The following is a 23,153-nucleotide window of genomic DNA, read 5'->3' on the forward strand; positions in this document are numbered from 1 at the left end:
AAAGAACAAGGTAGTAAATTTGATTTTCTATCAAAGGACGAGATGACCGCCTTAATGAAAGAATAATACGAGGATCGGATTGCAATGACAGCCTTAAAAACAAAATACAAACTTCCTCAAAACAATAAGTTTGAAGAGCAGTTTCCATTGAAACAAACAGGCGAAATATGTACTCTATGTAGTGGCGCAATTGTTAAAGTACCACATCATAGAGATTGGAGAGCCAATAAACCTGTGTGCAGAAACTGCGGCCATACAAATGAAGAAAATTGTCGATGTAGAACTTGTTGCGAACAAGAACGTCAAGAGTTAATCAAGAAATATAAAGCTAAAAAAGACCTCATTTTAAATAAATTGCATTCTGAGGGGGCATTGAAGATTTCGTTTGAGAAACTTTCGGTTGAAGAGAGAATAACGCTAGGTATGTTAGTTAGAAATATGTCATCTGAAGATTTAACGTACATCGTTCCGTTTTCCAGTAAAGAAAACTGGAAAAACCACAAAGATTTCATACGTCCGCTTTATAAATCAAAGATTTTAACTGTTCATCCCGAAAGCGATTATAGCTTCATCGAAGTAAAAGAAAATAAATTCAAGGAAACCATTCTTTCTTTTGAACTTCATAAAATGAAATGGAGTATCAATGTTTTAAAAGATGATTTATCAAACGAAGAACTGTACAATTACTTAGCTAGGGCAGAAGATCAATTAAAATTAACCAATGAAGAACTTTTTTTATACTGGAAAAAAATTGCTAAACATGAAGCTCAATTATATCTTGCTTACAATTTTAATCAGGTGCTCAAAATAGAATTTGAGAATGATTTTGCAATAGATAATCTACTGGATAGATAATATCTGTTCGCTTAAAGTATCAATTTCTTTGTTTTCTTTTTTTTCGCTGGCAGTTTTCGGGTCTTGATGTGGGTATAGTTTTAGATACTCAAAATCTCTCAAGTGAATACGTTTGCCAGCGGCATTTACGGTTGATCCTTTGTAGTATTCGAGATATAAACTGAATTTACCGTTTTGTAATTTCTTCTTTAAACTAATTATCATAAGGTGTACATTTTTACACCTTATTTTTGATAAGGTGTACTTAAAGTGTAACAAATGTACAAACTAAAGATAATATAAGAAAGTAAAAACACATCCAAATCAATGGGAGTCAACTAATAGAAAGTATTGGAAAGTTAAAGAAAATGTAATTATTTCCCGATGCAGAAGTTGGCAAAAATATTACCTAACAATTCATCGTTAGAAACTTGTCCTGTAATCGTCCCAAATTGATACAAAGCTTCCTTAATATCAAGCGCCATTAAATCACTAGAAAGGTTGTTTTCTAATCCGTTTTTTACTTTTTGTATTTCATCTAATGCTTTTAGTAATGAATCGTAATGTCTTGTATTTGTTATTATTGTCTCATTATTTCTCAATGCGCCTGTATTGACAAAGGATAATAATTTATTTTTTAAATTATCGACACCAATATTTTGTTTAGCAGATATTAATAAGATATTTGGGATTTGAGTTTGCAGATTTAGGATTTGTTCCTCTGAATATAAATCCTTTTTGTTGCCAATAATAATTAAAGGTTTCAACGGGAATTGATTTTTTATTTTTTCAATTTCCAGCTGTACTTGTTTTATATTTTCACTGTCTAGTGTTCCTCCTTTTGGAGTTAAGGGACTCAAATAGATCACTACTTGAGCTTGCTCGATTTTTTCAAAAGTTTTTCGAATTCCTATGCTTTCTACTATATCTTGAGTTTCGCGAATTCCGGCAGTATCTATAAATCTGAATCCTATGCCGCCAATAACCAATTCGTCTTCGATGGTGTCACGGGTAGTTCCAGCAATTTCAGATACTATCGCGCGTTCTTCGTTTAGTAACGCATTCAAAAGCGTTGATTTCCCTACATTTGGTTCCCCAACAATTGCAACAGGAATTCCATTTTTTATTACGTTTCCTACTGCAAAGGAATCTATCAATCTTTTTAGAACAAATTCGATTCGGTTTAATAATTCATGAAATTGAGCTCTATCGGCAAATTCTACATCTTCTTCGGCAAAATCGAGTTCGAGTTCTATTAAAGAAGCGAAATTTAATAGCTCTTCTCGTAATTTGGCTATTTCATTAGAGAAACCGCCACGCATTTGCTGCATAGCGATTTGGTGTGAGGCTTCATTGTCGGACGAAATCAAATCAGCTACAGCTTCTGCTTGTGATAAATCTAGTTTTCCGTTTAGGAATGCCCTTAGTGTAAATTCACCTGGATCTGCCATTCGACAGCCTTTCCTAAGTAATAGCTGAATAATTTGCTGCTGAATGTAGGTAGAACCATGACACGAAATTTCGATCGTGTTTTCGCCTGTGTAGGAATTTGGACCTTTAAATAGTGATACTAAGACTTCGTCTAGAGTCTTGGAACCATCCATTATGTGTCCTAAATGTAAGGTATGTGTTTTTTGAGTGGTTAATTCCTTATTTTTAATCGACTTAAAAACAGAGTTTCCTATAGCAATGGCATCTTGGCCAGAAATACGAATTATGGCAATAGCTCCCGCTCCTGAAGGAGTTGCAAGTGCTACTATGGAATCATTGGGTATCATACTTGTATTCAATTTTATGCAAAAATAGGTAAAATAGATAAGGCGACAAGACTCAATTTATAATCGATTCAATTAATGTGTTCTGGTAAAAAAATGCTAAACTGATATTTATCATGCTATTTTCCTTTTTTGTTTTGTATTTTTATATATTTAGTTGATAATCAATAAATTGAATTTAATGTCTAAGAAAATACTTTTTCCTACTGACTTTTCTAAAGCTGCTAAGAATGCATTTATATATGCATTGAAATTGGCTGACTCTATTCATGCCGAAATAGTTACAGTACATTTCTACCAAATGCCGCAAGCTAATTATATCAATGTTTCAGAGTATTTAGGAGAAATATATGACGTTAATGAGCTTAGTAACTTTGAAAATTACAAACAGGAGGTTCCTACATTAAGACGAATTGCGGAAGGAAATAATTTAGGTCATATCAAAATTAGCCACGCCTTGATATTAGGCGATGTAGTTCATGAAATTAAAATACTTGCCGAAAATAAAAATTTCGATTTTATTGTCATGGGAACTAAAGGCGCAACTGGATTGAAAGATGTCTTATTTGGTACAATTGCTACCAAAGTAATGAATGAAGTAAGTATATTAACACTCTTGATTCCAGAGGATTGTGAATACAAATTAATTGATAGAATTCTATTTCTAACGCAGTATGATTTAATTGAAATAGAGCCGTTTAATACGGTCTTATCTTTTGCCCAATTATTTCAATCGCATGTTGATTGCTTAAGAATTGTACCTAATCAAGATCGAATAAAAAATAAATGTCTAGAAGAATGGAAGGCTTTATCAGTCCAGAAATCCGTATCTTTTTCTACTAAAGTAGGTAATGACATCGAAGGAATTATTTTAGATTCGATAAAGTCAATAGAAGCAAATATGCTTGCTATGCACGTGCATCACAAAAACTTTGTTGCAAACCTTATTGATAGTAGTCTTTCAAAAAAATTGGCACTTCACATTAATATCCCTATTTTAGCTATTCACTAGCTTATAACTACATACTGACCCTCTCTAAATTATTGCAACATTTAACACACACCTATAAAAACCTCTAAAAAATGAAAAAAATATTATTTCCCACCGATTTTTCAGACACGGCAACTAATGCGTTTGTACATGCTTTAGAATTTGCAAATAAAGTAAATGCTGAAATTATTTTGTTACATACTTTTGAGCTTCCGGCGGTTAACGACCAATATTTTCCTCAGAATTATGCCGATATTTATCAGTCGATAGAGTTAGCTCAATTTGATATGTTTAAAAATGAAATTCCAAAGCTCCGAGCGATTGCTGAGGAGCGCAAATTGGATAAAATAAAAATGGCGCATAGGCTTATGGATGGCGATTTGCTTCATAATATTAAACAGGCTATTAAGGAAGAAAATATTGATTTTGTTGTAATGGGCACAGCGGGGTCAACAGGTTGGGAATCCTTTTTTTTAGGAACAAATGCAGGGTCTGTTATATCAGGGATTAATGTTCCTATGTTGTGCGTTCCTATAGATGCAAAGTTCAAAAAAATAGAAATTATGGGATTCACCACGCGATTCCGACCTAAAGATAAAATAGCATTAAAAATGGTCTTGAAGATCGCTAAGAAAAGCAAGGCTAAAGTGAAATGTCTGTACGTAAAAACAAGCAGTTCTGATGTTAGCCCGCAAACTATAAAAAGTTGGGAGGAGGAGTATGCTAATGAGCCCGTAGACTTTTATGTTGTAGAAAGTGATGATGTCGAGGCCGTTATTTTAGATTTTATTATGTACAAAGAAATTGATTTATTAACTATGCTTACTTATAAAAGAGGTTTCTTTGATCGTATTTTGAATCCAAGTTTGACTAAAAAGATAGCTATAAACAATGAGATTCCAATTTTAGCAATTCCTATAGAGTAAATCTTATTTTTGCAATTGTCATAGCCATTGATTTTAGACTTTTGTCATTGCAATTGATTTTTGCTTGTGACATTGACACTGCCATTGATTTTTACAATCGAATTTGCTTACATTTGTAATTCATTAAAATCAGGAATGGAAATTTACAACGCGAAAAAAGAAGGTTATTTAGTGCAATTAAATAGTATTAACAAAAAGTATAATAGTATAAGTTTTTTGAGGCTTATTTCTATTGTACTTTTTTTTCTTTCAATATATTATTATCTTAAAACTTCTGCCATTTTTTATGTTTGGGCAGCAGTATTACTTTTCATAACTTTTATAGTTTTGATGCGAATTCATTCTAAATTGCTATTCAAAAAACAAGTTAGTCAAGCCTTGCATACGATCAATGACGATGAAATTGTGTACCTAGAAAGAAAAAAAATTCCTTTTGAAAACGGAATAGAATTCAACGATTTCCATCATCCTTATGCGTATGATTTAGACATTTTTGGGGGCCATTCTCTTTTTCAAAATTTGAATCGAACGGCAACTTATATTGGTAAAAAAACATTAGCGAGCAAGTTGCTTACTCTTCTGCCAAATGACGAAATTTTGAATAATCATGCTGCGGTCAAAGAGTTAACAGAGAAGTTAGATTGGCGTCAGGAGTATCTGGCTTTCGCCAAAATTAGTAATGACAGTCAATCCAATTATGAAACTTTACTGAAATGGGGTTTGTTTAACAGTGCGCCTTTGTCAAAGTTTTTGGTCTTTATTTCCTATTTTTCACCCATACTTTTCTTGGCAACGTTAATTGCCTACGTAGTAACTTCAAATGTTACTTTTGTGTCTGTTTTGTCTTATTTATTTGTTTTAAATTTAGTCGTATTGGGTATGGTTACAAAGCGTATTCAATTAGAAATTGCGAATTCTTCGAATATTGACAAAACAATTCATCAGTACAGTTTGTTGCTAAAGAAAATTGAAGAGGAAACTTTTGAATCTGAAATGCTTATCAATTTGCAAAAAAAGTTAACCTTCAAAAAAGAAAATGCAAGCATACATTTTAAACATTTATCTAGTTTATTTTCTAACATGGATACCATTGGTAATTTGGTAACCGCAGTTCTGTTCAACGGAACTTTTCTTTTTAATCTGCATATTTTTAAATCGTTGCTGCAATGGAAAAAGGATCATACCGAAGCACTGGAGGATTGGTTGCAAGTAATAGGAGAATTTGAAATGTTAAACAGCTTGGCTAATCTATCTTATAACAATCCTGATTTTGTATACCCAAAATTAAATACTAATTATGAAATTGAATTTACAAATCTAAGCCATCCTTTGATAAATGAAACTACTAGAGTAGGGAATGATGTACGTTTTTATCCCGAATCTTTTATGATTTTGACTGGTTCTAATATGTCGGGGAAAAGTACATTTTTGCGTAGTTTGGGTATCAATATGGTTTTGATAGGAATGGGAGCTCCAGTTTGCGCCAGTAAGGCAAATGTGCATCCGTTGCCAGTTTTAGTTTCGATGCGATTATCTGATTCATTATCTGATAGTGAATCGTACTTTTTTGCTGAAATCAAACGCTTAAAGCAGATTATGGACGAATTAGAAACCCAACCAGCCTTTGTATTATTAGATGAAATATTGCGAGGAACTAATTCTGATGATAAGCGAAACGGTACGATTGAGGTGGTAAAAAAAATAATAAGCAAGAAAGCTATAGGAGCAATTGCTACGCATGATATTGAGGTTTGCCTAACAACTAGTGATTATCCAAATATATTGACTAATAAATGCTTTGAGGTCGAAATTATTAATGATGATTTGCATTTTGACTATAAACTACGTGATGGGATTTGTAAAAATAGAAGTGCTTCTTTTTTAATGAAGAAAATGGGAGTGATTTAGAGAGGGATGTAAGTGGTATGAGCTACGAATTACGAGGTTAGATTTATGAACGTGGAATGGGGGAATTCAAAAGACGAAATACGAGGTGCTAGGTACGAGATTCGAAGTACAAGTTACAAGGTTTTGCAATTTAATACTATTTGTGTTTATATATTATCAAAAAAAAAATGGCTCGCTGAGCGCTGTTGGAACGCTGTTTTTTGATTTTTCGAAAGGAACTGAAATGAGACGTTTCCAGCATGACAAACCAAAGTAGAAAAATGTAGAAATAGAAAGATGATAAAGCAAAAAAGCCGTTTCGAGAAATCGAAACGGCTTTTTTAAATATAAAAAAATGGTTTGGTTAATAGCGTATTTTAAGAGCTAAATGCGCTGATTAGCTATTTAGCATTACTGGCATTACCAGCATAGTAACTGTTTCGCCTTCTTCTAGTCCGTCTACAGGAGTTAGAATTCCAGCTCTGTTTGGTAAAGACATTTCCAGCATAATCATGTCTGATTGCAAGTTAGTCAACATTTCAGTCAAAAAACGAGAATTATAGCCTATTTGCATGTCATCCCCTTGATAATCACAAGTCAATCTTTCTTCCGCTTTATTAGAATAGTCGATATCTTCAGCAGAAACATTCAGTTCAGCACCTGCAATTTTTAAACGAATTTGGTGTGTAGTCTTGTTTGAGAAGATAGCTACACGACGCACAGAACTCAAAAACTGAGAACGGTCAATCATTAATTTATTTGGATTTTCTTTTGGAATTACCGCTTCATAATTTGGATATTTTCCATCAATCAAACGACACATTAAAACGTAGTTGTCAAAAGAGAAAGTAGCATTTGAATCGTTGTATTCTATTTTAACTTCAGCATCAGAAGTTCCAAGAATATTCTTTAAGATATTCAAAGGTTTTTTTGGCATAATAAAATCCGCAACTTGAGAAGCTGTTACATCAGTTCTTGCGTATTTTACTAATTTATGAGCGTCAGTAGCCACAAAAATTAATCCTTGCGGTGAAAATTGAAAGAACACTCCAGACATCACTGGGCGTAAATCGTCATTACCAGCAGCAAATATAGTTTTACTTATCGCTGTTGCTAAAACATCAGCAGGCACAAGCGTTACAGATGGATCGTCTAAGTTAACTGATTTTGGAAATTCGTCTCCGGGAGCATACGCTAGCGCATATTTTCCAGAATTAGAACTAATTTCTATAGTGCTATTTTCTTCAACTGTGAATGTTAAGGGTTGTTCAGGGAAAGTTTTTAGGATTTCCAAAAGTAATTTTGCAGGAACAGCAACACTACCTTTACTTTCTGAGTCAATTTCTAAAGTAGCAGACATAGTAGTCTCTAAATCAGAAGCAGAAACGGTTAATACTTTGTGATCTAAGTCAAATAAAAAGTTATCTAAAATAGCTAAAGTGTTGCTACTGTTAATAACGTTACCTAAAACTTGTAATTGCTTTAATAAGTACGAACTCGATATTATAAATTTCATCTGTTTTGTTTTATTTTAGAACGTACTTCACAAAAAAGTTAAATACGTAGTAGTGTACAAATATATCTTAAACTATTCTAGTTTCACAATTTTTTTATCAACATCTATTTACTGTATTTTCTTTTTCTAATAAATGTAAAAACAGCACCAAAAAGTAGTAAAATCACTATTGGTAGTCCGATAGTTATGAGTTGCGTTTGCGTATAGTTTGCGTAAACTTTTTCTTTATCCAATAAAGGTAAATTTAAATCTTTACTTCGAATGTTAATAAGTCCGTTGTCGTCCAGCAGATAATTAACGCAATTTATCAAAAAATCTTTATTGTCATACAAGTTGCCGGAACGTTGGTCGTAGCCCAATTCAACCGGTTGAAAGTTTTTATCTAATTGATTTTTTATCAAATCACCATCAGAGATGACAATCATTTTATTAGCTTTTCCAGACGCTTTAAATGATTTTTGTTCGAAAGGTAAAACCCTGTTTTCAAACATAGAATGAAACGAACCTTCGAGTAAAACAGAAAGTGGAAGATTTCCTTTATTTACGTAATCACTGGGCTCTGTTTCTTCTGAAACACTATTCAGGTTTATTTCTGCCGGCGTACCTATTTTTTTCGAATAAGGCGATGATTGAAGCAAAGCGGTCTTTTTAATTCCGTTTTTCAAAGTATCGATAGGATTGGCAAAATCAAATTTTATTCCACCTAAATTCTTCACAATAGGATGCGAACTTTTAGGATATACCTGCGGTGCAAATTTCCAATTGAATTGCTGGTATTGAGTAGCGCTTCCAGCTTCACCAGTAGCTAATTTTATTGGACTTCCTTGTTCATCTTTTACAATATCTGGATTGATTCGGATACCATATTTAAAAAACATATCGTTCAAATTCAAATCTCGAGGATAAGCTAATGTACTTCCTGACGAGTTGTATAAACTATCCATCTCTGCGGAAACTTGGTCAATCAACCATAACGTTTTTCCTCCATTAATGATAAATTGGTCTAAAACTTGTTTCTCTTCATCCGAAAAAGTTTCGGTAGGTTTAGCAATAACAGCTAGATCGTATTTCTCTAAAGCTTGCAAACTCCCCATCGGATTTTTAGCTACTGAATCTAATGTAAATGGTCCTATGAAATAACTTTCGCGAATTTGCATTAGGAATTTAGCCATTACAATTTCCTTTAATTCACCATTTCCTTTAATGATTGCAATTTTCTTTTGCTTGGCTTTAGTAATTTTATTCAAACCTTCAGCTATAGAATATTCGAGATGTTGCACTGAACCAATCACTTTTTGAGTAGTTGAAGCACCCATTATGTTTTTTAGTAGGGGAATATTAACTTCCTTGTTGTTGTAAACGGCAATTGCCCAAGGGAAAACCATTTCCTGTGATTGTTTCCCTTTGTCATCAACCGTTATGTTAACGGGAGTTAGACCTTTGCGATACAAATCTTTTATCTGATCCATACTTTCGTCTTTGTTTTCCAATGGATTTACAAATTCGAAAATTATGTTTTTGTTATACGCTTGAAATTCTTCAAGTAATTGCCTGGTTTCTTGTTGCAAACGCTTGAATTCAGCAGGAAGGTTTCCTTGCATATAAACCTTTATGTACAAAGGGTTTTCTACCTGTTTGATAATGTTCAAGGAAGTAGCAGAAAGTGTATATCTTTTATCACTTGTTAAGTCAAAACGATGAAAGAGGGAACTGCCTATAAAATTTAAAAGTAGTAAAACAGCAATTATGATTGCAACTGATTTTATATTGTTTTTTTTAGCTGTCTTCATTACGATTTAAAAGATTTTAGATTAAAAACAGTAAACGAAAGAAATGCAATTGTAATGCTTACAAAATAGATGATATCTCGAGTGTCTATTACACCTCGGCTCATACTTTTGTAATGATCTTGCATCCCTAAAGCTGAAATAAAGTTTGAAATATTTGGAACAACCGTTGCTAAACCTTCAAATCCAAAGTACAGAAAAAAGCATAGAAAAACAGCAACAATAAATGCTACAATTTGGTTTTCAGAAAGAGTAGAAGTAAAGATTCCAATTGAGGAATAACCTGAAATCAAGAATAACAATCCAAAATAAGAGCCAATTGTACTTCCCATATCAATATTGCCTTCCGGCATTCCTAAGCCATAAATTGTCCAAACATATATAAATGTTGGTACAATTGCCATTAGGATTAAAAGTAAAGCTCCAAGGAATTTTCCATTTACGATTTGCCAAATAGATAATGGTTTAGTAAATAATAATTCTAGTGTTCCTTGTTTTTTTTCATCCGAAAAACTTCGCATGGTTACAGCTGGAATCAAGAATATTAATATCCACGGTGCCAAAGTGAAGAACGGAGTCATGTCAGCAAAACCTGTTTTCAAAATATTATATTCACCTTCGAAAACCCACAGGAATAGACCGTTCATAAGTAGAAAAATGGCAATTACTAAATAGCCAATGGGTGAGCCAAAAAAAGATTTTATTTCGCGTAATACTATTGATTTCATAATGTCATTGTGAGGAAAGAAGCAATTTGACCCTCTTTGTGTTATTACTATTATTTAAAATATTTAAACTAAAGAAGCTAATTTATCGACGCTCCATGCTTCTGGTTTATCATTGAATAATTTCTTGGTAAAACTCCAAATTTCATTAAAAAGCTCTGAATTTCTATAGTTTTCTAAATCCACTTCAGTTTCCCAATAACTGTAAGTAAAGAAAATACTTTTATTGTTTTTATCCTGATACAATTCTAAGAAACGATTTCCTGTAGCATTTCGTATTTTATTTTTGTTCAGCTCGAAATTTTCTAGAAAAGCAGGAATATTTTCCTCATGAAAACTCAATTTTACAATACGTACAAACATTTTTATTTTAGATTTTAGATTTGGAACTCAAGAATTTGTATCTACAGCTATTTGCATTTACTATTATTAAAAATTAAAACTACTTGCTAAAATTATATTTTGACTGTACCAAATACTATATTAATAATAGATCTATGATTTAGTCCAAGTAAACTTGCAGCGCAGCCTGTAGTAGCAGGATTGCTTCTAAAAATAGCGATTTCCAGGAACCCAGCTTCATTAAAAATGGCTAACTTTTCTCCTTCGTAAGACTTAATAGGATATTTATCAGAAATAGCTACAGCCGAATAACTAGGCAAAATTGTTTTGATGTTTTTAGTTTTTAATTCAATTTCATAAGGCCTTCCTTTTGCAACTTCAATAAATTGTTTTTTAGAAATATTTGTAACCACATTTCCAAAATGGTCAATATAAATCACATTTCCTTTAATCGAATTTCCATCTGCAGCAGTAACTGAATGGAGATGTGTGACTTCTTTTATAGCACTTATTTCCTTCCCAATTACGTTCATCAAACCTCCTTTGGAAATATGACAGGCTACTTTTACAAAAACATCAAGATCAGCAGCACCAGTTGGTAAAAGGCCATGAATATTTATAGCTACTATTTTTTGAGGGATAATTTTTTGCGAAAGCATACTTAAAATACCATTATCTGCTGCAATAAAGTAATGATCATTCCATTGCATAACGATATGTCGGTTTTCTTTATTCGCTTCCATATCCACTCCTATAAGGTGAACTGTTCCTTTTGGGAAACTAGCATATGAAGCGCTAATGATGTAACTTGCTTCAGCTGTGTTAAATGGATCTATCTCATGCGAAATGTCAATAATTTTAGCCTCATAATGTTCAGATAAAATCTTCCCTTTTAGCGCACCTACAAAGTGGTCTTTCAAGCCGTAATCCGTAGTTAGGGTAATTATTGACATAAATTTATTTATAACTATTAGTTTTTTTAAACCTAAATTTCATTAAATTTGAGAAGTGCAAAGCTAATAATAGTAAATTCAAAAAAGCTAAAAACAAAACACTAATTCAAATTAATACCGCAATTAATAGATTCATTTTAATTTAAAACAATTTCATTTGAACGAAAGACTAATTGAGCTCATAGACATCGCTCCAAAAGAATTTTGGGGTGCTCAAGACACTCATCTTGAAACGATAAAAAAATATTATCCGAAACTGAAAATTGTAGCGCGCGGAACGACATTAAAAGCTTTTGGAGAAAAAGAGGTCTTAGACGAGTTCGAAAAACGTTTTCAACGTTTGATGCTGCATTTTACGAGATACAATAATATTGATAATAATGTAATTGAGCGCGTCATTCTAGGGGACGCTCAAGAAGACCGAAAATTCCAAGGCCAAGATAGAATTTTAGTACATGGTGTAGGCGGGAAGATTATAAAAGCAATGACGCCTAATCAACAATTACTTGTTGACACGATGGAGAAAAACGATATGGTTTTTGCAGTTGGACCAGCTGGAACAGGAAAAACCTATACAGGAGTTGCGATGGCTGTTAAGGCACTCAAAGAAAAGCAGGTAAAACGCATTATTCTGACACGTCCAGCAGTTGAAGCAGGGGAGAACCTTGGTTTTCTTCCAGGAGATATGAAGGAAAAACTGGATCCATATATGCAGCCTTTATATGACGCTTTGCGCGATATGTTACCTAATGAAAAGCTCGAGGATTATATCTTGAAAGGAGTTATACAGATAGCTCCATTGGCATTCATGCGAGGAAGAACGCTTGATAATGCTTTTGTAATTTTAGATGAAGCTCAAAACACAACGCATTCCCAAATGAAAATGTTTTTGACTCGAATGGGCAAAAGTGCTAAGTTTATGATTACTGGTGACCCAGGTCAAGTAGATTTACCGCGAAGAACTATTTCAGGACTTAAAGAAGCTCTGTTGGTTTTGAAAGATGTTGAAGGTATAGGAATCATTTATCTGGATGATAAAGATATTGTACGCCACCGACTCGTCAAAAAAGTGATTGACGCTTACAAAATGATTGAGAATAATGATTAAAACAAAAAAGACTTCACAAGAAGTCTTTTTTGTTTTAAAATATGGAGCTCCAATTTGTAAATTCTAAATCAGAGAGTTTGTATTGATTTAAGCTTTGAATAAATGCGAGATACGCGGTGTTGAAAACTGATTTTAATTTACAATTGTGTGATTTGAAAACACATGGTTTTGAATCGCAATTTACAACCGGTGTATCATCTTGTTCTAAGAGATGAATTAAATCTCCCAGTAGAATTTCTCTGGCTTTATCTGAAATTAAAATACCACCATTTTTTCCTCTTTTGGTTTGAACCAGTTGATTAGCAGCTAAAAATTGAACCACTTTAATAAGATGATTGCGCGAGATTTTAAAATCAGTTGCCAATTCATCTAAAGAACTTTGCTGATTTTCTTTTTTTTGATCTAAATACATCAAAACGCGCATACTAAAATCAGTAAAGTGATTCAATTTCATAAAAGTAATATTAGTTAAGGCTTAATAATTGTGGGCCAAATTCTTCATAAAGTATATTTTCTCTGCTTACTCCAAGACCAACTAAAGATTGATATTGCACTTTAATAAAAACCGCAGGTCCGCAAATATAATATTTTGCATCTTTAATAAGAATTTCTTCTTTTATTTGTTGCAGGTCTATTCTTCCTTCGATAGCATTGGTTTCTGTTTCAGGTAAAGTTTCATAGAAAACAAAAGATTTTAACCATGTTTTTTCGTTGTTCAACTCTTCAATAGTATCTTTAAAAGCATGAACGTTTTCATTTCAACAACTGTGAATCCAAACCGTTTGGTTTCTTTGCAATGCATTTTTATTGGTTTCCACCATACTCATCATTGGCGTAAGACCAACACCACCACTTACTAAAACTAATGGATTTTTAGCTTCTGGATCTGCATAAAATAGTCCTGCAGGAGCACTAACTTGTAGTAAATCACCAACTATTTTATCGTGTAATGCATTAGAAACGATACCGTCAGGTGTGGTTTGTCCAATTTCTTTTTTTACTGAAATTCTATAATATTCGTTATTAGAATTGGAAGACAAACTGTATTGTCTCGGTTGTTTATGTCCTAATTCTGGAATAAATGTACTTATTGATACGTATTGACCTGGAAAAAAATCGGCTATTTCTTTGTTGTCTTCAGGAGTTAGATAAAAGGAATTAATTTCGCCACTTTCTGCAACAATTTTAGAAATCACAAAAGATCTCCAACCTTTCCAACCGCCTTTTTTGAGACTATTTTTTTGATACATATCGGCTTCATTACGGATCATTATTTGGGCTAGTTCAGTGTATGCACAAGTCCAAGCTTCAATTAATTCAGTAGTTGCTGCTGTGTCTAAAACCTCAATAATAGAGTTAATTAAATGATTTCCTACAATATCATATTGTTCTGCAGCTATGTTCAAACTCACGTGTTTATTTCCAATTGCTTTTAAAGTATTTATCAAAACGGTAGGATCATCGATGTTCTCCGCATAAGCCAAAACTGCTCCTGTTAATGCATTTTGTTGTTTGCCACTGGCTTGATTTGCTATGTTGAAGACATCTTTTAATTCGGGATTATTAGTTAGCATTCTTTGATAAAAGTAAGAGATTAAATCATTTCCCTTTGCTTTTAATACGGGAACTGTTCCTTTTACTAATTCTTTTTGACTTGTATTCATTAGTGTTTATTTAAGTTTTTTACAAATATAAAGACTAATTCTAATTGTTGTATATAAAACGCAACAATTAAGATGTCTTTATTATCATGCTATTTATTTATGAAATAAAAATCATAAAAAGGAATAGTGTTGCTTTTTTTTGGTTAAAATAAATTATAAAAAGTTAAATGGCATTCTGTATTTCTAAACTAGTAGGAAACGTTGTGATTCTCTTTTAAATTGAATAAATTTGGAAATAATAAAAATGAGAGTCAAAAAACAAATGATGTTAAAAGAAAAAATTAAAGTAGTTATTACTGATTTAGATGGAACTTTACTCAATTCAGACCATAAAATTTCTGCTTATACGAAAGCAATTTTTCAAGAATTACACCAGCAAAATTATTTACTAATTGTGGCTACAGGGCGGCATCATCTGGATGCGCACAGTATTGTGGCTGGTCTAAATTGCCCCGTTTATCTTGTAACTTCCAATGGCGCCCGAATTCACTCGCCAAATCATGAGCTTCTTTATTCGATAGATATGGAAAGTGATCTTGTAAAAGGTATTTTTGACCTTGATATTGATTCGGAGATTACTTCAGTACTTTTCAAGGAAAATAAATGGCAAACTAATCATAACAATGATAAACTGAATAGCTTTTCTGAAGAGTCAAAATATTTACCTGAAATAGTTGATTTTAATACTTTGCAAGATTTTAAATCAATAAAGTTATTTTTTACCCACCATAATCACCAAAAGTTAGTTGATCTTAAGGATCAAATTTTAGAAAACTATTCTGATATGTTTAGCTTTGCATTTAGTCTTCCCTTTTGTTTAGAATTCATGGACAAATCAGTCGATAAAAGTGTCGCGATTGCTAAAATATTAGAAATGGAGAACTTTATTTTTGAAGAATCTATTTCTTTTGGAGATGGTTTTAATGATGAAAAAATGCTAAAATCAACAGGAAAAGCTTTAATAATGGGGAATGCACCACAAAGTTTGATGGATACACTTCCGCATTTAGAAACAATATTGTCAAATGACAACGATGGTGTCGCTAAATATTTGTCAGAACAATTTTTAAACAGTCTATAATTATCTCCAAAAAGCACAATTTAAAACCCTAGTATGAATAAAAAAATTATCCTATCCTTTTTCGTTTTGTTCTCTGTTGCAGCTCAAAGTCAAACTTTAAAAATGGAGGAAATCATGAAAGGCAACAGTTTCATTGGTGTTCAGCCAGAAAATGAAAGATGGTCTTTAGATGGTCAAAAAGTATATTTTGATTGGAATCCAACTAATGAATTGGGCAACAGTACTTATTTCTGGAAAAATGGGTTGTCAAAACCAGAATTAGCAACTGCAAGTGATGCCGCTTTTTCAAAAATTGATATTAAAAAGTCATCCAATCCAGATTTGTATTATTACGTAGATAAAGGAAGATTATTTTCTTATTCATTAAAAACTAAAACGGCTAAAAAATTATACCAACAAAGTAGTCCAATTTCTGGTTTGCAAATGGGTTCTGAAGCTGGAGTATTATACTTCAGACAAAATGAAAACCTGTTCCAATTCAATACCAATCAAGGTTCAATCATTCAACTGACTAATTTCAAACGAGGAAAAGGAGAAGATAAAACAACAGAAAAAGAATCGTTTTTGAAAAGCCAACAACAGGAATTGTTTCAGTTTGTCAGAGATCAGGAAGCCTTAAAAAATTGGAATTTATCGAAATCAAAAACTACTAAATCTGATTTTCCAAAACCGTATTATTATGGGAAATATAATTTTGGAAGCTTAAAAGCAGATCCAAAAGGAAATTTTGCTACTTTTAGATTGATTCAAGATTCAGAACGCAGAAATGAAAAAATGGAACTCTTTATCACTGCAGATGGTTACAACCAGATTGTAGATACTAAAGAAAAAGTTTCGGTAGATAATTTATTGTCAACTAAATTTGGAATTTACAGTGTGGCTAAAGATTCGGTTTATTTTGTTGATTTTTCATCGTTAAGTCATATTCAGGATGTTCCTAAATATTTAGAATCCTATGAAAAATTAAAAACTATTGAGAAAAAAGATAAATTAATTGTCGTTCAAGAACCCGTTTATAGTGAAAATGGATCTTATGCTATTTCTGAAATCAGAAGCCAAGATAATAAAGACCGTTGGATTGTAAGTTTAAATTTAGAGAATGGAACTTTTCAAGAACTAGATCATCAACATGATGAAGCTTGGATTGGCGGACCTGGAATTCCTTCTAATTCATACGGAAGAGGAACGCTTGGATTTCTTGGTGATAATGAAACGTTTTATTTTCAGTCAGAAGCAACCGGTTATTCTCATTTATATACTTATAATTTAAAGTCAAAAAAGAAAGTTCAATTGACAAAAGGGAATTGGGAAGTTCGCGATGTTACTTTGGCGAAAGACAAAAAATCTTTTTATTTAACGACCAATACTACGCATCCAGGAAATAGAAATTTCTACAAAATGGAAGTTTCAAATGCTATTTTACAACCTGTTTTGACGAAAGATGGTGCACACGAAGTGAGTTTGTCTCCAGATGAAAATACGCTATTAGTTCGCTATTCGTACAAAAATAAACCTTGGGAATTGTATGTAGCACCTAACAAAAAGAATGCATCTCTTAACCCAATAACGGCTTCTACAACTGAAAGTTTTAAGTCTTATAAATGGCGTGAACCAGAAGTAATCACTTTTGAAGCGCAAGACGGCATTGATGTTTATGCTCGTTTGTACAAGCCAGAAACGAATAATGTTAATAAAGCGGCAATTATTTTTGTGCATGGAGCAGGATATTTGCAAAATGCTCATAATTACTGGAGTAGTTACCATAGAGAATATATGTTTCATAACTTACTGACTGATTTAGGTTACACCGTTCTTGATATTGATTACAGAGCTAGTGATGGTTATGGTCGTGATTTTAGAACTGGAATCTACCGCTTTATGGGCGGAAAAGATTTAACAGATCAAATAGATGGCAAGAATTATTTAGTTAAAAACTTAGGGATTGATGCGAGTAGAATAGGGATTTATGGTGGTTCTTATGGCGGTTTTATTACCTTGATGGGAATGTTGACCACGCCTAACGAATTTGCTTCGGGGGCAGCATTGCGCTCTGTAACAGATTGGGCACATTACAATCACGGGTATACTGGAAATATTCTAAATTTTCCCGAAACTGACCCAGAGGCTTACAAAAAAAGTTCTCCTATTTATTTTGCAGATAATCTGCAAGGAAAGTTGTTGATGCTTCACGGAATGGTAGATGATAATGTTGAATACAAAGATATTGTTCGTTTGTCGCAACGTTTTATAGAGTTAGGTAAGAAAAACTGGAGTCTTTCATCATTTCCTGTTGAAGCACATGGTTTCAAAGAAACCTATTCTTGGGTGGATGAATACAGCCGAATTCTAGATTTATTTAATAGTACGTTGCTAGAAAAATAGATTTTAGTATAAAAATAAAATGTAAGAGTTCCGTTCTTTTCTTTGCGTAACTCTATGAAATAGTTTTAAATTTGCAGCAACAAAAACAACAACACAACACTTAACAAAGATGAGTAATACAATTACGACAACCGACTTTAATTTTCCCGATCAAAAATCGGTTTACCGAGGTAAAGTAAGAGAAGTTTATAATATAAATGATGACCTTTTAGTAATGGTGGCTACGGATAGGCTTTCGGCTTTTGATGTTGTTTTGCCAAAAGGAATTCCATATAAAGGGCAAATTTTGAATCAAATTGCCACTAAATTTATGGAACTGACTCAGGATATTGTACCAAACTGGTTGATTGCTACTCCAGACCCTAGTGTTGCTGTAGGTCATTTATGTACACCTTTTAAAGTAGAAATGGTAATTCGTGGTTATTTATCAGGACATGCTTCACGCGAATATGCTCTTGGTAAAAGAGAAATTTGTGGAGTAAAAATGGTAGAAGGGTTGAAAGAAAATGATAAATTTCCCGAGCCAATCATCACCCCAACTACAAAAGCAGATAATGGCGAGCACGATGCAGACATTTCTAGAGAAGCTATTTTATCAAAAGGAATTGTTACCGAAGAAGATTATTTAGTTTTAGAAAAATACACTAGAACTTTGTTTCAAAGAGGAACTGAAATTGCAGCCAGTCGTGGATTGATTTTGGTTGATACCAAATACGAATTTGGAAAAACTAAAGATGGAGTTATTGTTTTGATTGACGAAATTCATACACCTGATTCTTCACGTTATTTCTATGCTGAAGGATATCAAGAAAGACAAGATAAAGGGGAGGAACAAAAACAATTGTCAAAAGAGTTTGTTCGTCGTTGGTTAATTGAAAATGGTTTTCAAGGTTTAGAAGGACAACAAATCCCAAATATGACTGACGAGTACATAGAAACAGTTTCTGAAAGATATATCGAACTTTATGAGAATATCCTTGGAGAGAAATTTGTAAAAGCTGATATTTCAAATATCAACGAAAGAATTGAAAAAAATGTTGTAGCGTATTTGGCAAATAAATAATCAAGTGCATATAATATAGAAAAACCGCAATTTTCAAATTTGAGAATTGCGGTTTTTTATTTTTAGTTTAACTTCTAGTTTAGTTTTCCATTTTTGCCTTAAGATTTTCCAGTCCTTTTTGTAAATCATTTCCGATCATCTGGTCCATTTTCATAAAAGGAAGCATTAGATTTATTGGATATGGAATTATGCCATTAATTCCCCATTTTACTTTAGTTTGATTCTCCGAAACCATTTCAGTTGACATAAATCCCATTGCAGTATCATTCATAGGTTCTTTGAAGCGAATTTCAAAATCTAGGCGCTTTCCTTCGTTGATTTTGGTGATTTCTTGTTCACCAATTCCCACTTCTTTTACTTTGCTTTCCCAAGCTGAGATTGCGCCAACTGCTCCATCGGTACCTGTAAAAGTAGATTTCATATTTGGGTCAATATTCGCCCAAACACTAAATTCATTTTGGTTTTTTAAGTATTTTACATATTTAAATACGGAATCAACTGGCTTGTTGATTGTGACTTCTCTTTCAACGGCATATTCTTTAGGCATGAAAAGTGCAGCGATAAGCAGCAAGGCTATAATTCCTAAAAGTCCAAAAAAGATTTTTTTTATCATGTTCATAATATCTAAATTAAGGTTAAAAGTTATTTTTGTTTAATAAAATTTGATTCATAACACTTGATCCATTCATCTACTGATATTTTTCGCATTAGTTCTGCAATCAAATTAAACGGAATTTGTTCTATTTTTTTAAAGCGAATGCAACTTTTTCCCATATCTAATTTCTGATTGCTGTATTTGGGAAATTCATCAACAAACCATTCTAATAAATCAGGATTAGCGTAAATTCCCATGTGGTAAAGAGCTATGAAATTTTTCTGGGAAGCGAGGTTTATGAATGGTAAAGGCAATTTTGGGTCACAATGATAGCCTTTTGGATATGTAGAATGTGGCACGACATAACCGATCATGCCATAGCTCATTTGTTCAACAAAACCATTTGGAAGATTTCCAATAATGATTTCTCGAAGTTTATTCATTGGTATTTTTCGATCTTCGGGAAGTTCCTTTAAATAATCGGTTACATTATTAGATTTTGACTGCATCTATAGAATTTTTAGTAAGTAAATTTAACATAAAAGCCGTAATTCTACGATAGAATTACGGCTTTTTATTATAGCCCTGATAGGAGCGATATCCTTTTGTCTCGATTTTCACGAGACAAAAGATAAAGCGGATAGCGGGATTAGCTCCTTAAATATTATTTAAAATAAGAAAAAGTGTCTTCGTTTTCTAATTTTAATAGCGTTTCATAGATTAATTTGATCACATTTTCTACGTCATCACGGTGTACCATTTCGACAGTAGTGTGCATATAGCGTAAAGGTAAGGAGATTAATGCTGATGCAACGCCGCCATTACTGTATGCAAAAGCATCAGTATCTGTTCCTGTAACACGTGAGGAAGCCAAACGCTGGAAAGGAATTTCTTTGGCCATAGCAGTTTCCAAAATTAATTCTCTCAAATTATTTTGAACTGCAGGTGCGTAAGTTACTACTGGACCTTTTCCTATTTTTGTATCGCCTTCAATTTTCTTATCTATCATTGGAGTAGTGGAGTCGTGACAAACATCAGTAACAATGGCCACATTTGGTTTGATAGTCTTGGTAATCATTTCGGCACCGCGAAGACCAACTTCTTCCTGGACAGAATTAGTAATATACAATCCAAAAGGTAATTTTATCTTGTTTTCATGAAGCAAACGCGCCACTTCAGCAATCATAAATCCACCCATACGGTTGTCAATAGCACGGCAAACAAATTTATTTTCGTTCAAAATCATAAATTCGTCAGGGTAAGTGATAACACAGCCCACATGCACGCCCATTTTATCAACTTGTTCCTTAGTTTCACAACCAATGTCAATAAACAGATTGTCAACTTTGGCTACTTCTTCCTTTGCTCTATTACGTGTATGGATTGCTGGCCAACCAAAAACACCTTTTACAATTCCATTTTTAGTGTGAATGTTCACGCGTTTTGATGGTGCAATTTGGTGATCTGAACCACCATTGCGTATCACGTAGATCAATCCATCATCAGTAATGTAGTTTACATACCATGAAATTTCATCTGCATGCCCTTCAATCACTACCTTATAAGGAGCATTTGGATTAATAACTCCTACCGCAGTTCCATATGTATCGGTTATAAATGTATCTACATAAGGTTTCAAATAGTCCATCCATATTTTTTGACCTTCAGCTTCAAAACCAGTTGGAGAAGCATTATTTAAATATTGCTCTAAAAATGTGATAGAGGATTCCTTTAATATCGATTTTGTGCTCATAAAAATATTTTTTTGCTAAATTATAAATTTGGCATTACAGTTGCGTATATAATGTATAATTTTGGCAATTAAAATTTCCTATATGAAGCTATTTAAATTATTGATGTTTTCTCTTTTTAGCATTATGTCAGTAAACGCTCAGGTAACACCTCAGGATACTACAAAAATGGGGTATGAATTACAGGAGGACGACTCTATACTAAATGACACCATTCAACTACCTGAAGTGCTAATATTTAAGGATAAAATGACTCCTGAAGCGAGGAAACAATTCTTAATTCTTCAAAACCGGGTGTATGTTACCTACCCATATGCAAAACTTGCGTCAGAGCGCTTGACTAATTTAAATAAAGGTATGGCGAACCTTAAAACCAGCAGAGAGAAAAAAAGATACTTTAATATAGTTGAAAATTATCTCAATAATGAATTTGAAGCTAAACTCAAAAAACTTTCCCGAAGCCAGGGAAGGATTTTAGTAAAGTTAATCCATCGCCAAACAGGTAGCACGACTTTCGAACTAGTTAAAGATCTTAAAAGTGGCTGGAAAGCATTTTGGTCTAACACGGCTGCAAGTATGTTCGATATTAATCTCAAAACTAAATATGCACCTTATGAGGTTAACGAAGATTATTTAATAGAATCCATATTAGTCCGTGGATTTGAATCAGGACGATTACAAAATCAAAAAACGGCAACACCTATAGATTACGGAAACCTAAATGAGTTTTGGATATCGAGAGCAGCTAAAGCTAATTGAAATTTTCCTTTTTAGCATTTCCCTTTATAAAAGAGCCTTTATTACTTTTTTTAGTAATAGGGGCTCTTTTATAAAGTGTCGGGCTATTTGGCTGCAAGTCCTTGTCAAGTTGCGTTGCACTTCACCTGCCTGTGTGCTTTCCACTACTATCCCTAATGCGATCCTGGATTTAAAATCAGGCTTACTACTGTATATGTGTGTTATTTTAAAATCAGGATCACTCCTATATATAAGGTATAGAGATAAAACTTAAATTAAATATGCTTAATCATCGCTGGTGGTTTCAGCCTTGGGCTGATCTACGGTTGGATTTCGTAGTAATAAGCACTCCGCTACTTGCTATAATAAGCGATACATAGGACTACCTAGATATAGTAGGTATAAGAAGAAGAACAGGAGCGTGCCTAAAACAAGAACAATCAAATCAATCAAAAGACCCTACGGGACTAGTTCTTGCGTTATTTGAGTTACTCTATTTAAAGGGTAGCAATGATTAAGAAAAAAACTTTTCACTTCAAGCTTCAGGTTTAGAGCGGGTTAAAAAAAATGTTTTAAAATTTTTTAAAAAAGCGCTTAAAAAGTATTGAATAGTGTTTTAAACTCCCTACTTTTGCACCCGCAACAACGCAGGCGTTCTTTAAAATACTGACAAGCACATCAAATTAAGATTAGAAATTATTTTCTAAAAAAGATTTAAAAAAGCTTGTGAGATTCGAAAGTCCTTACTACATTTGCACCCCGCAAAACAAGCAAAGTTCCTTGACAGATTGATAAGAAAACCAGAAGAAAAGAGGGATAAAATTTCTCAAAAAAAACTTCAAATTTTTCTTGCCAGTTAAGAAAACAAGTTTTACTTTTGCAGCCGCTTCCAGAGACACACCATGTGAGTTGAACGAGGCGAAAAAAAAACAAGAAGAACACGTTCCTAGACATATTGAATTGACAGCCGTCACGCTAACAAGCGTGACACAAGAATAAGAGTAATAGAATCGAAAGATTTGAATAACACCGATA

General features: G+C 33.0%; 22 protein-coding genes. 9 read left to right on the forward strand and 13 right to left on the reverse strand.

Annotated features, from left to right (window positions below):
• Window positions 1–84: 84 nt before the first annotated feature.
• Window positions 85–855 carry a hypothetical protein gene (locus LNP27_RS10795; protein ID WP_229941614.1) on the forward strand — a complete coding sequence of 257 codons (771 nt, stop codon included), beginning with the start codon at window positions 85–87 and terminating at the stop codon, window positions 853–855.
• Here the strand turns inward: LNP27_RS10795 and LNP27_RS10800 are convergent.
• Together LNP27_RS10800 and mnmE are read right to left on the reverse strand one after the other, a co-directional pair.
• Window positions 841–1,059, reverse strand: a complete 219-nt coding sequence (locus tag LNP27_RS10800; protein WP_229941615.1) for a hypothetical protein — start codon at window positions 1,057–1,059, stop codon at window positions 841–843. The two genes, LNP27_RS10795 and LNP27_RS10800, sit on opposite strands and share 15 nt — an antisense overlap.
• A 149-nt stretch (window positions 1,060–1,208) precedes the next feature.
• Complete coding sequence (gene mnmE, locus LNP27_RS10805; RefSeq protein ID WP_229941616.1) at window positions 1,209–2,612, reverse strand: tRNA uridine-5-carboxymethylaminomethyl(34) synthesis GTPase MnmE; 1,404 nt, start codon at window positions 2,610–2,612, stop codon at window positions 1,209–1,211.
• A 178-nt stretch (window positions 2,613–2,790) separates the two neighbouring features.
• On the opposite strand from mnmE, the gene LNP27_RS10810 reads away from it, so the two are divergent.
• The 3 genes from LNP27_RS10810 (at window position 2,791) to LNP27_RS10820 (ending at window position 6,434) form a co-directional block, all read left to right on the forward strand.
• Window positions 2,791–3,621 (forward strand): universal stress protein, encoded by an 831-nt coding sequence (locus tag LNP27_RS10810; RefSeq protein ID WP_229941617.1) that lies wholly within the window; start codon window positions 2,791–2,793, stop codon window positions 3,619–3,621.
• Between the two features lie 71 nt (window positions 3,622–3,692).
• Window positions 3,693–4,526 (forward strand): universal stress protein, encoded by an 834-nt coding sequence (locus LNP27_RS10815; RefSeq protein ID WP_229941618.1) that lies wholly within the window; start codon window positions 3,693–3,695, stop codon window positions 4,524–4,526.
• 135 nt (window positions 4,527–4,661) lie between these two features.
• Window positions 4,662–6,434 carry a MutS-related protein gene (locus tag LNP27_RS10820; RefSeq protein WP_229941619.1) on the forward strand — a complete coding sequence of 591 codons (1,773 nt, stop codon included), beginning with the start codon at window positions 4,662–4,664 and terminating at the stop codon, window positions 6,432–6,434.
• A gap of 376 nt (window positions 6,435–6,810) precedes the next feature.
• On the opposite strand, the gene dnaN is transcribed toward LNP27_RS10820, so the two are convergent.
• The 5 genes from dnaN to LNP27_RS10845 form a co-directional block, all read right to left on the reverse strand.
• Window positions 6,811–7,929: a DNA polymerase III subunit beta gene (gene dnaN / locus LNP27_RS10825; RefSeq protein ID WP_229941620.1), complete on the reverse strand. Its 1,119-nt coding sequence runs from the start codon at window positions 7,927–7,929 to the stop codon at window positions 6,811–6,813.
• Between the two features lie 104 nt (window positions 7,930–8,033).
• Window positions 8,034–9,719 carry a gliding motility-associated ABC transporter substrate-binding protein GldG gene (gene gldG / locus LNP27_RS10830; protein ID WP_229941621.1) on the reverse strand — a complete coding sequence of 562 codons (1,686 nt, stop codon included), beginning with the start codon at window positions 9,717–9,719 and terminating at the stop codon, window positions 8,034–8,036.
• The gene (gldF, locus tag LNP27_RS10835) at window positions 9,719–10,444 is read right to left on the reverse strand and encodes a gliding motility-associated ABC transporter permease subunit GldF (protein ID WP_229941622.1); all 726 of its coding nucleotides are present in this window, start codon (window positions 10,442–10,444) and stop codon (window positions 9,719–9,721) included. Before gldF ends, gldG begins: the two co-directional genes overlap by 1 nt.
• Window positions 10,445–10,507: 63 nt before the next feature.
• Window positions 10,508–10,804, reverse strand: coding sequence for a putative quinol monooxygenase (locus LNP27_RS10840; protein WP_229941623.1), 297 nt, complete (start codon window positions 10,802–10,804; stop codon window positions 10,508–10,510).
• 92 nt (window positions 10,805–10,896) lie between these two features.
• On the reverse strand, window positions 10,897–11,736 hold the full coding sequence (locus LNP27_RS10845; protein WP_229941624.1) for an SAM hydrolase/SAM-dependent halogenase family protein: 840 nt from the start codon (window positions 11,734–11,736) through the stop codon (window positions 10,897–10,899).
• 157 nt (window positions 11,737–11,893) lie between these two features.
• Here LNP27_RS10845 and LNP27_RS10850 point away from each other — a divergent pair, with 157 nt between their 5' ends.
• Window positions 11,894–12,844 (forward strand): PhoH family protein, encoded by a 951-nt coding sequence (locus LNP27_RS10850; protein ID WP_229941625.1) that lies wholly within the window; start codon window positions 11,894–11,896, stop codon window positions 12,842–12,844.
• 34 nt (window positions 12,845–12,878) lie between these two features.
• Here the strand turns inward: LNP27_RS10850 and LNP27_RS10855 are convergent, their stop codons facing one another.
• The 3 genes from LNP27_RS10855 to LNP27_RS10865 are packed head-to-tail and all read right to left on the reverse strand — an operon-like array spanning window position 12,879 to window position 14,508.
• On the reverse strand, window positions 12,879–13,298 hold the full coding sequence (locus LNP27_RS10855) for an Rrf2 family transcriptional regulator (protein WP_229941626.1): 420 nt from the start codon (window positions 13,296–13,298) through the stop codon (window positions 12,879–12,881).
• A 10-nt stretch (window positions 13,299–13,308) separates the two neighbouring features.
• A complete protein-coding gene (locus LNP27_RS10860) occupies window positions 13,309–13,563 on the reverse strand; it encodes a ferredoxin reductase domain-containing protein (RefSeq protein WP_229941627.1) in 255 nt (84 codons plus the stop codon).
• Between the two features lie 39 nt (window positions 13,564–13,602).
• Window positions 13,603–14,508 carry a globin domain-containing protein gene (locus LNP27_RS10865; protein ID WP_229941628.1) on the reverse strand — a complete coding sequence of 302 codons (906 nt, stop codon included), beginning with the start codon at window positions 14,506–14,508 and terminating at the stop codon, window positions 13,603–13,605.
• A gap of 244 nt (window positions 14,509–14,752) precedes the next feature.
• Here LNP27_RS10865 and LNP27_RS10870 point away from each other — a divergent pair, with 244 nt between their 5' ends.
• From LNP27_RS10870 to LNP27_RS10880, 3 genes are all read left to right on the forward strand, one after another.
• Window positions 14,753–15,589: a Cof-type HAD-IIB family hydrolase gene (locus LNP27_RS10870; protein ID WP_229941629.1), complete on the forward strand. Its 837-nt coding sequence runs from the start codon at window positions 14,753–14,755 to the stop codon at window positions 15,587–15,589.
• A gap of 33 nt (window positions 15,590–15,622) precedes the next feature.
• Window positions 15,623–17,971: a S9 family peptidase gene (locus LNP27_RS10875; protein WP_229941630.1), complete on the forward strand. Its 2,349-nt coding sequence runs from the start codon at window positions 15,623–15,625 to the stop codon at window positions 17,969–17,971.
• Between the two features lie 109 nt (window positions 17,972–18,080).
• Window positions 18,081–19,034, forward strand: a complete 954-nt coding sequence (locus tag LNP27_RS10880) for a phosphoribosylaminoimidazolesuccinocarboxamide synthase (RefSeq protein WP_229941631.1) — start codon at window positions 18,081–18,083, stop codon at window positions 19,032–19,034.
• Window positions 19,035–19,113: 79 nt separating this feature from the next.
• On the opposite strand, the gene LNP27_RS10885 is transcribed toward LNP27_RS10880, so the two are convergent.
• The 3 genes from LNP27_RS10885 to LNP27_RS10895 form a co-directional block, all read right to left on the reverse strand.
• A complete protein-coding gene (locus LNP27_RS10885) occupies window positions 19,114–19,653 on the reverse strand; it encodes an SRPBCC family protein (protein ID WP_229941632.1) in 540 nt (179 codons plus the stop codon).
• 23 nt (window positions 19,654–19,676) lie between these two features.
• Window positions 19,677–20,138 carry a DUF1801 domain-containing protein gene (locus LNP27_RS10890; RefSeq protein ID WP_229941633.1) on the reverse strand — a complete coding sequence of 154 codons (462 nt, stop codon included), beginning with the start codon at window positions 20,136–20,138 and terminating at the stop codon, window positions 19,677–19,679.
• Between the two features lie 155 nt (window positions 20,139–20,293).
• The gene (locus LNP27_RS10895) at window positions 20,294–21,382 is read right to left on the reverse strand and encodes a M42 family metallopeptidase (protein WP_229941634.1); all 1,089 of its coding nucleotides are present in this window, start codon (window positions 21,380–21,382) and stop codon (window positions 20,294–20,296) included.
• 82 nt (window positions 21,383–21,464) lie between these two features.
• On the opposite strand from LNP27_RS10895, the gene LNP27_RS10900 reads away from it, so the two are divergent.
• Window positions 21,465–22,139, forward strand: coding sequence for a DUF4294 domain-containing protein (locus LNP27_RS10900; RefSeq protein ID WP_229941635.1), 675 nt, complete (start codon window positions 21,465–21,467; stop codon window positions 22,137–22,139).
• Window positions 22,140–23,153: the final 1,014 nt, after the last annotated feature.

This window comes from Flavobacterium galactosidilyticum (assembly GCF_020911945.1).
Classification (GTDB): domain Bacteria; phylum Bacteroidota; class Bacteroidia; order Flavobacteriales; family Flavobacteriaceae; genus Flavobacterium; species Flavobacterium galactosidilyticum.

Bases quoted from the DNA above. Each gene is read 5' to 3' on its own strand.
- LNP27_RS10795 (WP_229941614.1), top strand. From the start codon at position 85: ATGACAGCCTTAAAAACAAAATACAAACTTCCTCAAAACAATAAGTTT.
- LNP27_RS10800 (WP_229941615.1), bottom strand. From the start codon at position 1,059: ATGATAATTAGTTTAAAGAAGAAATTACAAAACGGTAAATTCAGTTTA.
- mnmE (WP_229941616.1), bottom strand. From the start codon at position 2,612: ATGATACCCAATGATTCCATAGTAGCACTTGCAACTCCTTCAGGAGCG.
- LNP27_RS10810 (WP_229941617.1), top strand. From the start codon at position 2,791: ATGTCTAAGAAAATACTTTTTCCTACTGACTTTTCTAAAGCTGCTAAG.
- LNP27_RS10815 (WP_229941618.1), top strand. From the start codon at position 3,693: ATGAAAAAAATATTATTTCCCACCGATTTTTCAGACACGGCAACTAAT.
- LNP27_RS10820 (WP_229941619.1), top strand. From the start codon at position 4,662: ATGGAAATTTACAACGCGAAAAAAGAAGGTTATTTAGTGCAATTAAAT.
- dnaN (WP_229941620.1), bottom strand. From the start codon at position 7,929: ATGAAATTTATAATATCGAGTTCGTACTTATTAAAGCAATTACAAGTT.
- gldG (WP_229941621.1), bottom strand. From the start codon at position 9,719: ATGAAGACAGCTAAAAAAAACAATATAAAATCAGTTGCAATCATAATT.
- gldF (WP_229941622.1), bottom strand. From the start codon at position 10,444: ATGAAATCAATAGTATTACGCGAAATAAAATCTTTTTTTGGCTCACCC.
- LNP27_RS10840 (WP_229941623.1), bottom strand. From the start codon at position 10,804: ATGTTTGTACGTATTGTAAAATTGAGTTTTCATGAGGAAAATATTCCT.
- LNP27_RS10845 (WP_229941624.1), bottom strand. From the start codon at position 11,736: ATGTCAATAATTACCCTAACTACGGATTACGGCTTGAAAGACCACTTT.
- LNP27_RS10855 (WP_229941626.1), bottom strand. From the start codon at position 13,298: ATGAAATTGAATCACTTTACTGATTTTAGTATGCGCGTTTTGATGTAT.
- LNP27_RS10865 (WP_229941628.1), bottom strand. From the start codon at position 14,508: ATGAATACAAGTCAAAAAGAATTAGTAAAAGGAACAGTTCCCGTATTA.
- LNP27_RS10870 (WP_229941629.1), top strand. From the start codon at position 14,753: ATGAGAGTCAAAAAACAAATGATGTTAAAAGAAAAAATTAAAGTAGTT.
- LNP27_RS10875 (WP_229941630.1), top strand. From the start codon at position 15,623: ATGAATAAAAAAATTATCCTATCCTTTTTCGTTTTGTTCTCTGTTGCA.
- LNP27_RS10880 (WP_229941631.1), top strand. From the start codon at position 18,081: ATGAGTAATACAATTACGACAACCGACTTTAATTTTCCCGATCAAAAA.
- LNP27_RS10885 (WP_229941632.1), bottom strand. From the start codon at position 19,653: ATGAACATGATAAAAAAAATCTTTTTTGGACTTTTAGGAATTATAGCC.
- LNP27_RS10890 (WP_229941633.1), bottom strand. From the start codon at position 20,138: ATGCAGTCAAAATCTAATAATGTAACCGATTATTTAAAGGAACTTCCC.
- LNP27_RS10895 (WP_229941634.1), bottom strand. From the start codon at position 21,382: ATGAGCACAAAATCGATATTAAAGGAATCCTCTATCACATTTTTAGAG.
- LNP27_RS10900 (WP_229941635.1), top strand. From the start codon at position 21,465: ATGAAGCTATTTAAATTATTGATGTTTTCTCTTTTTAGCATTATGTCA.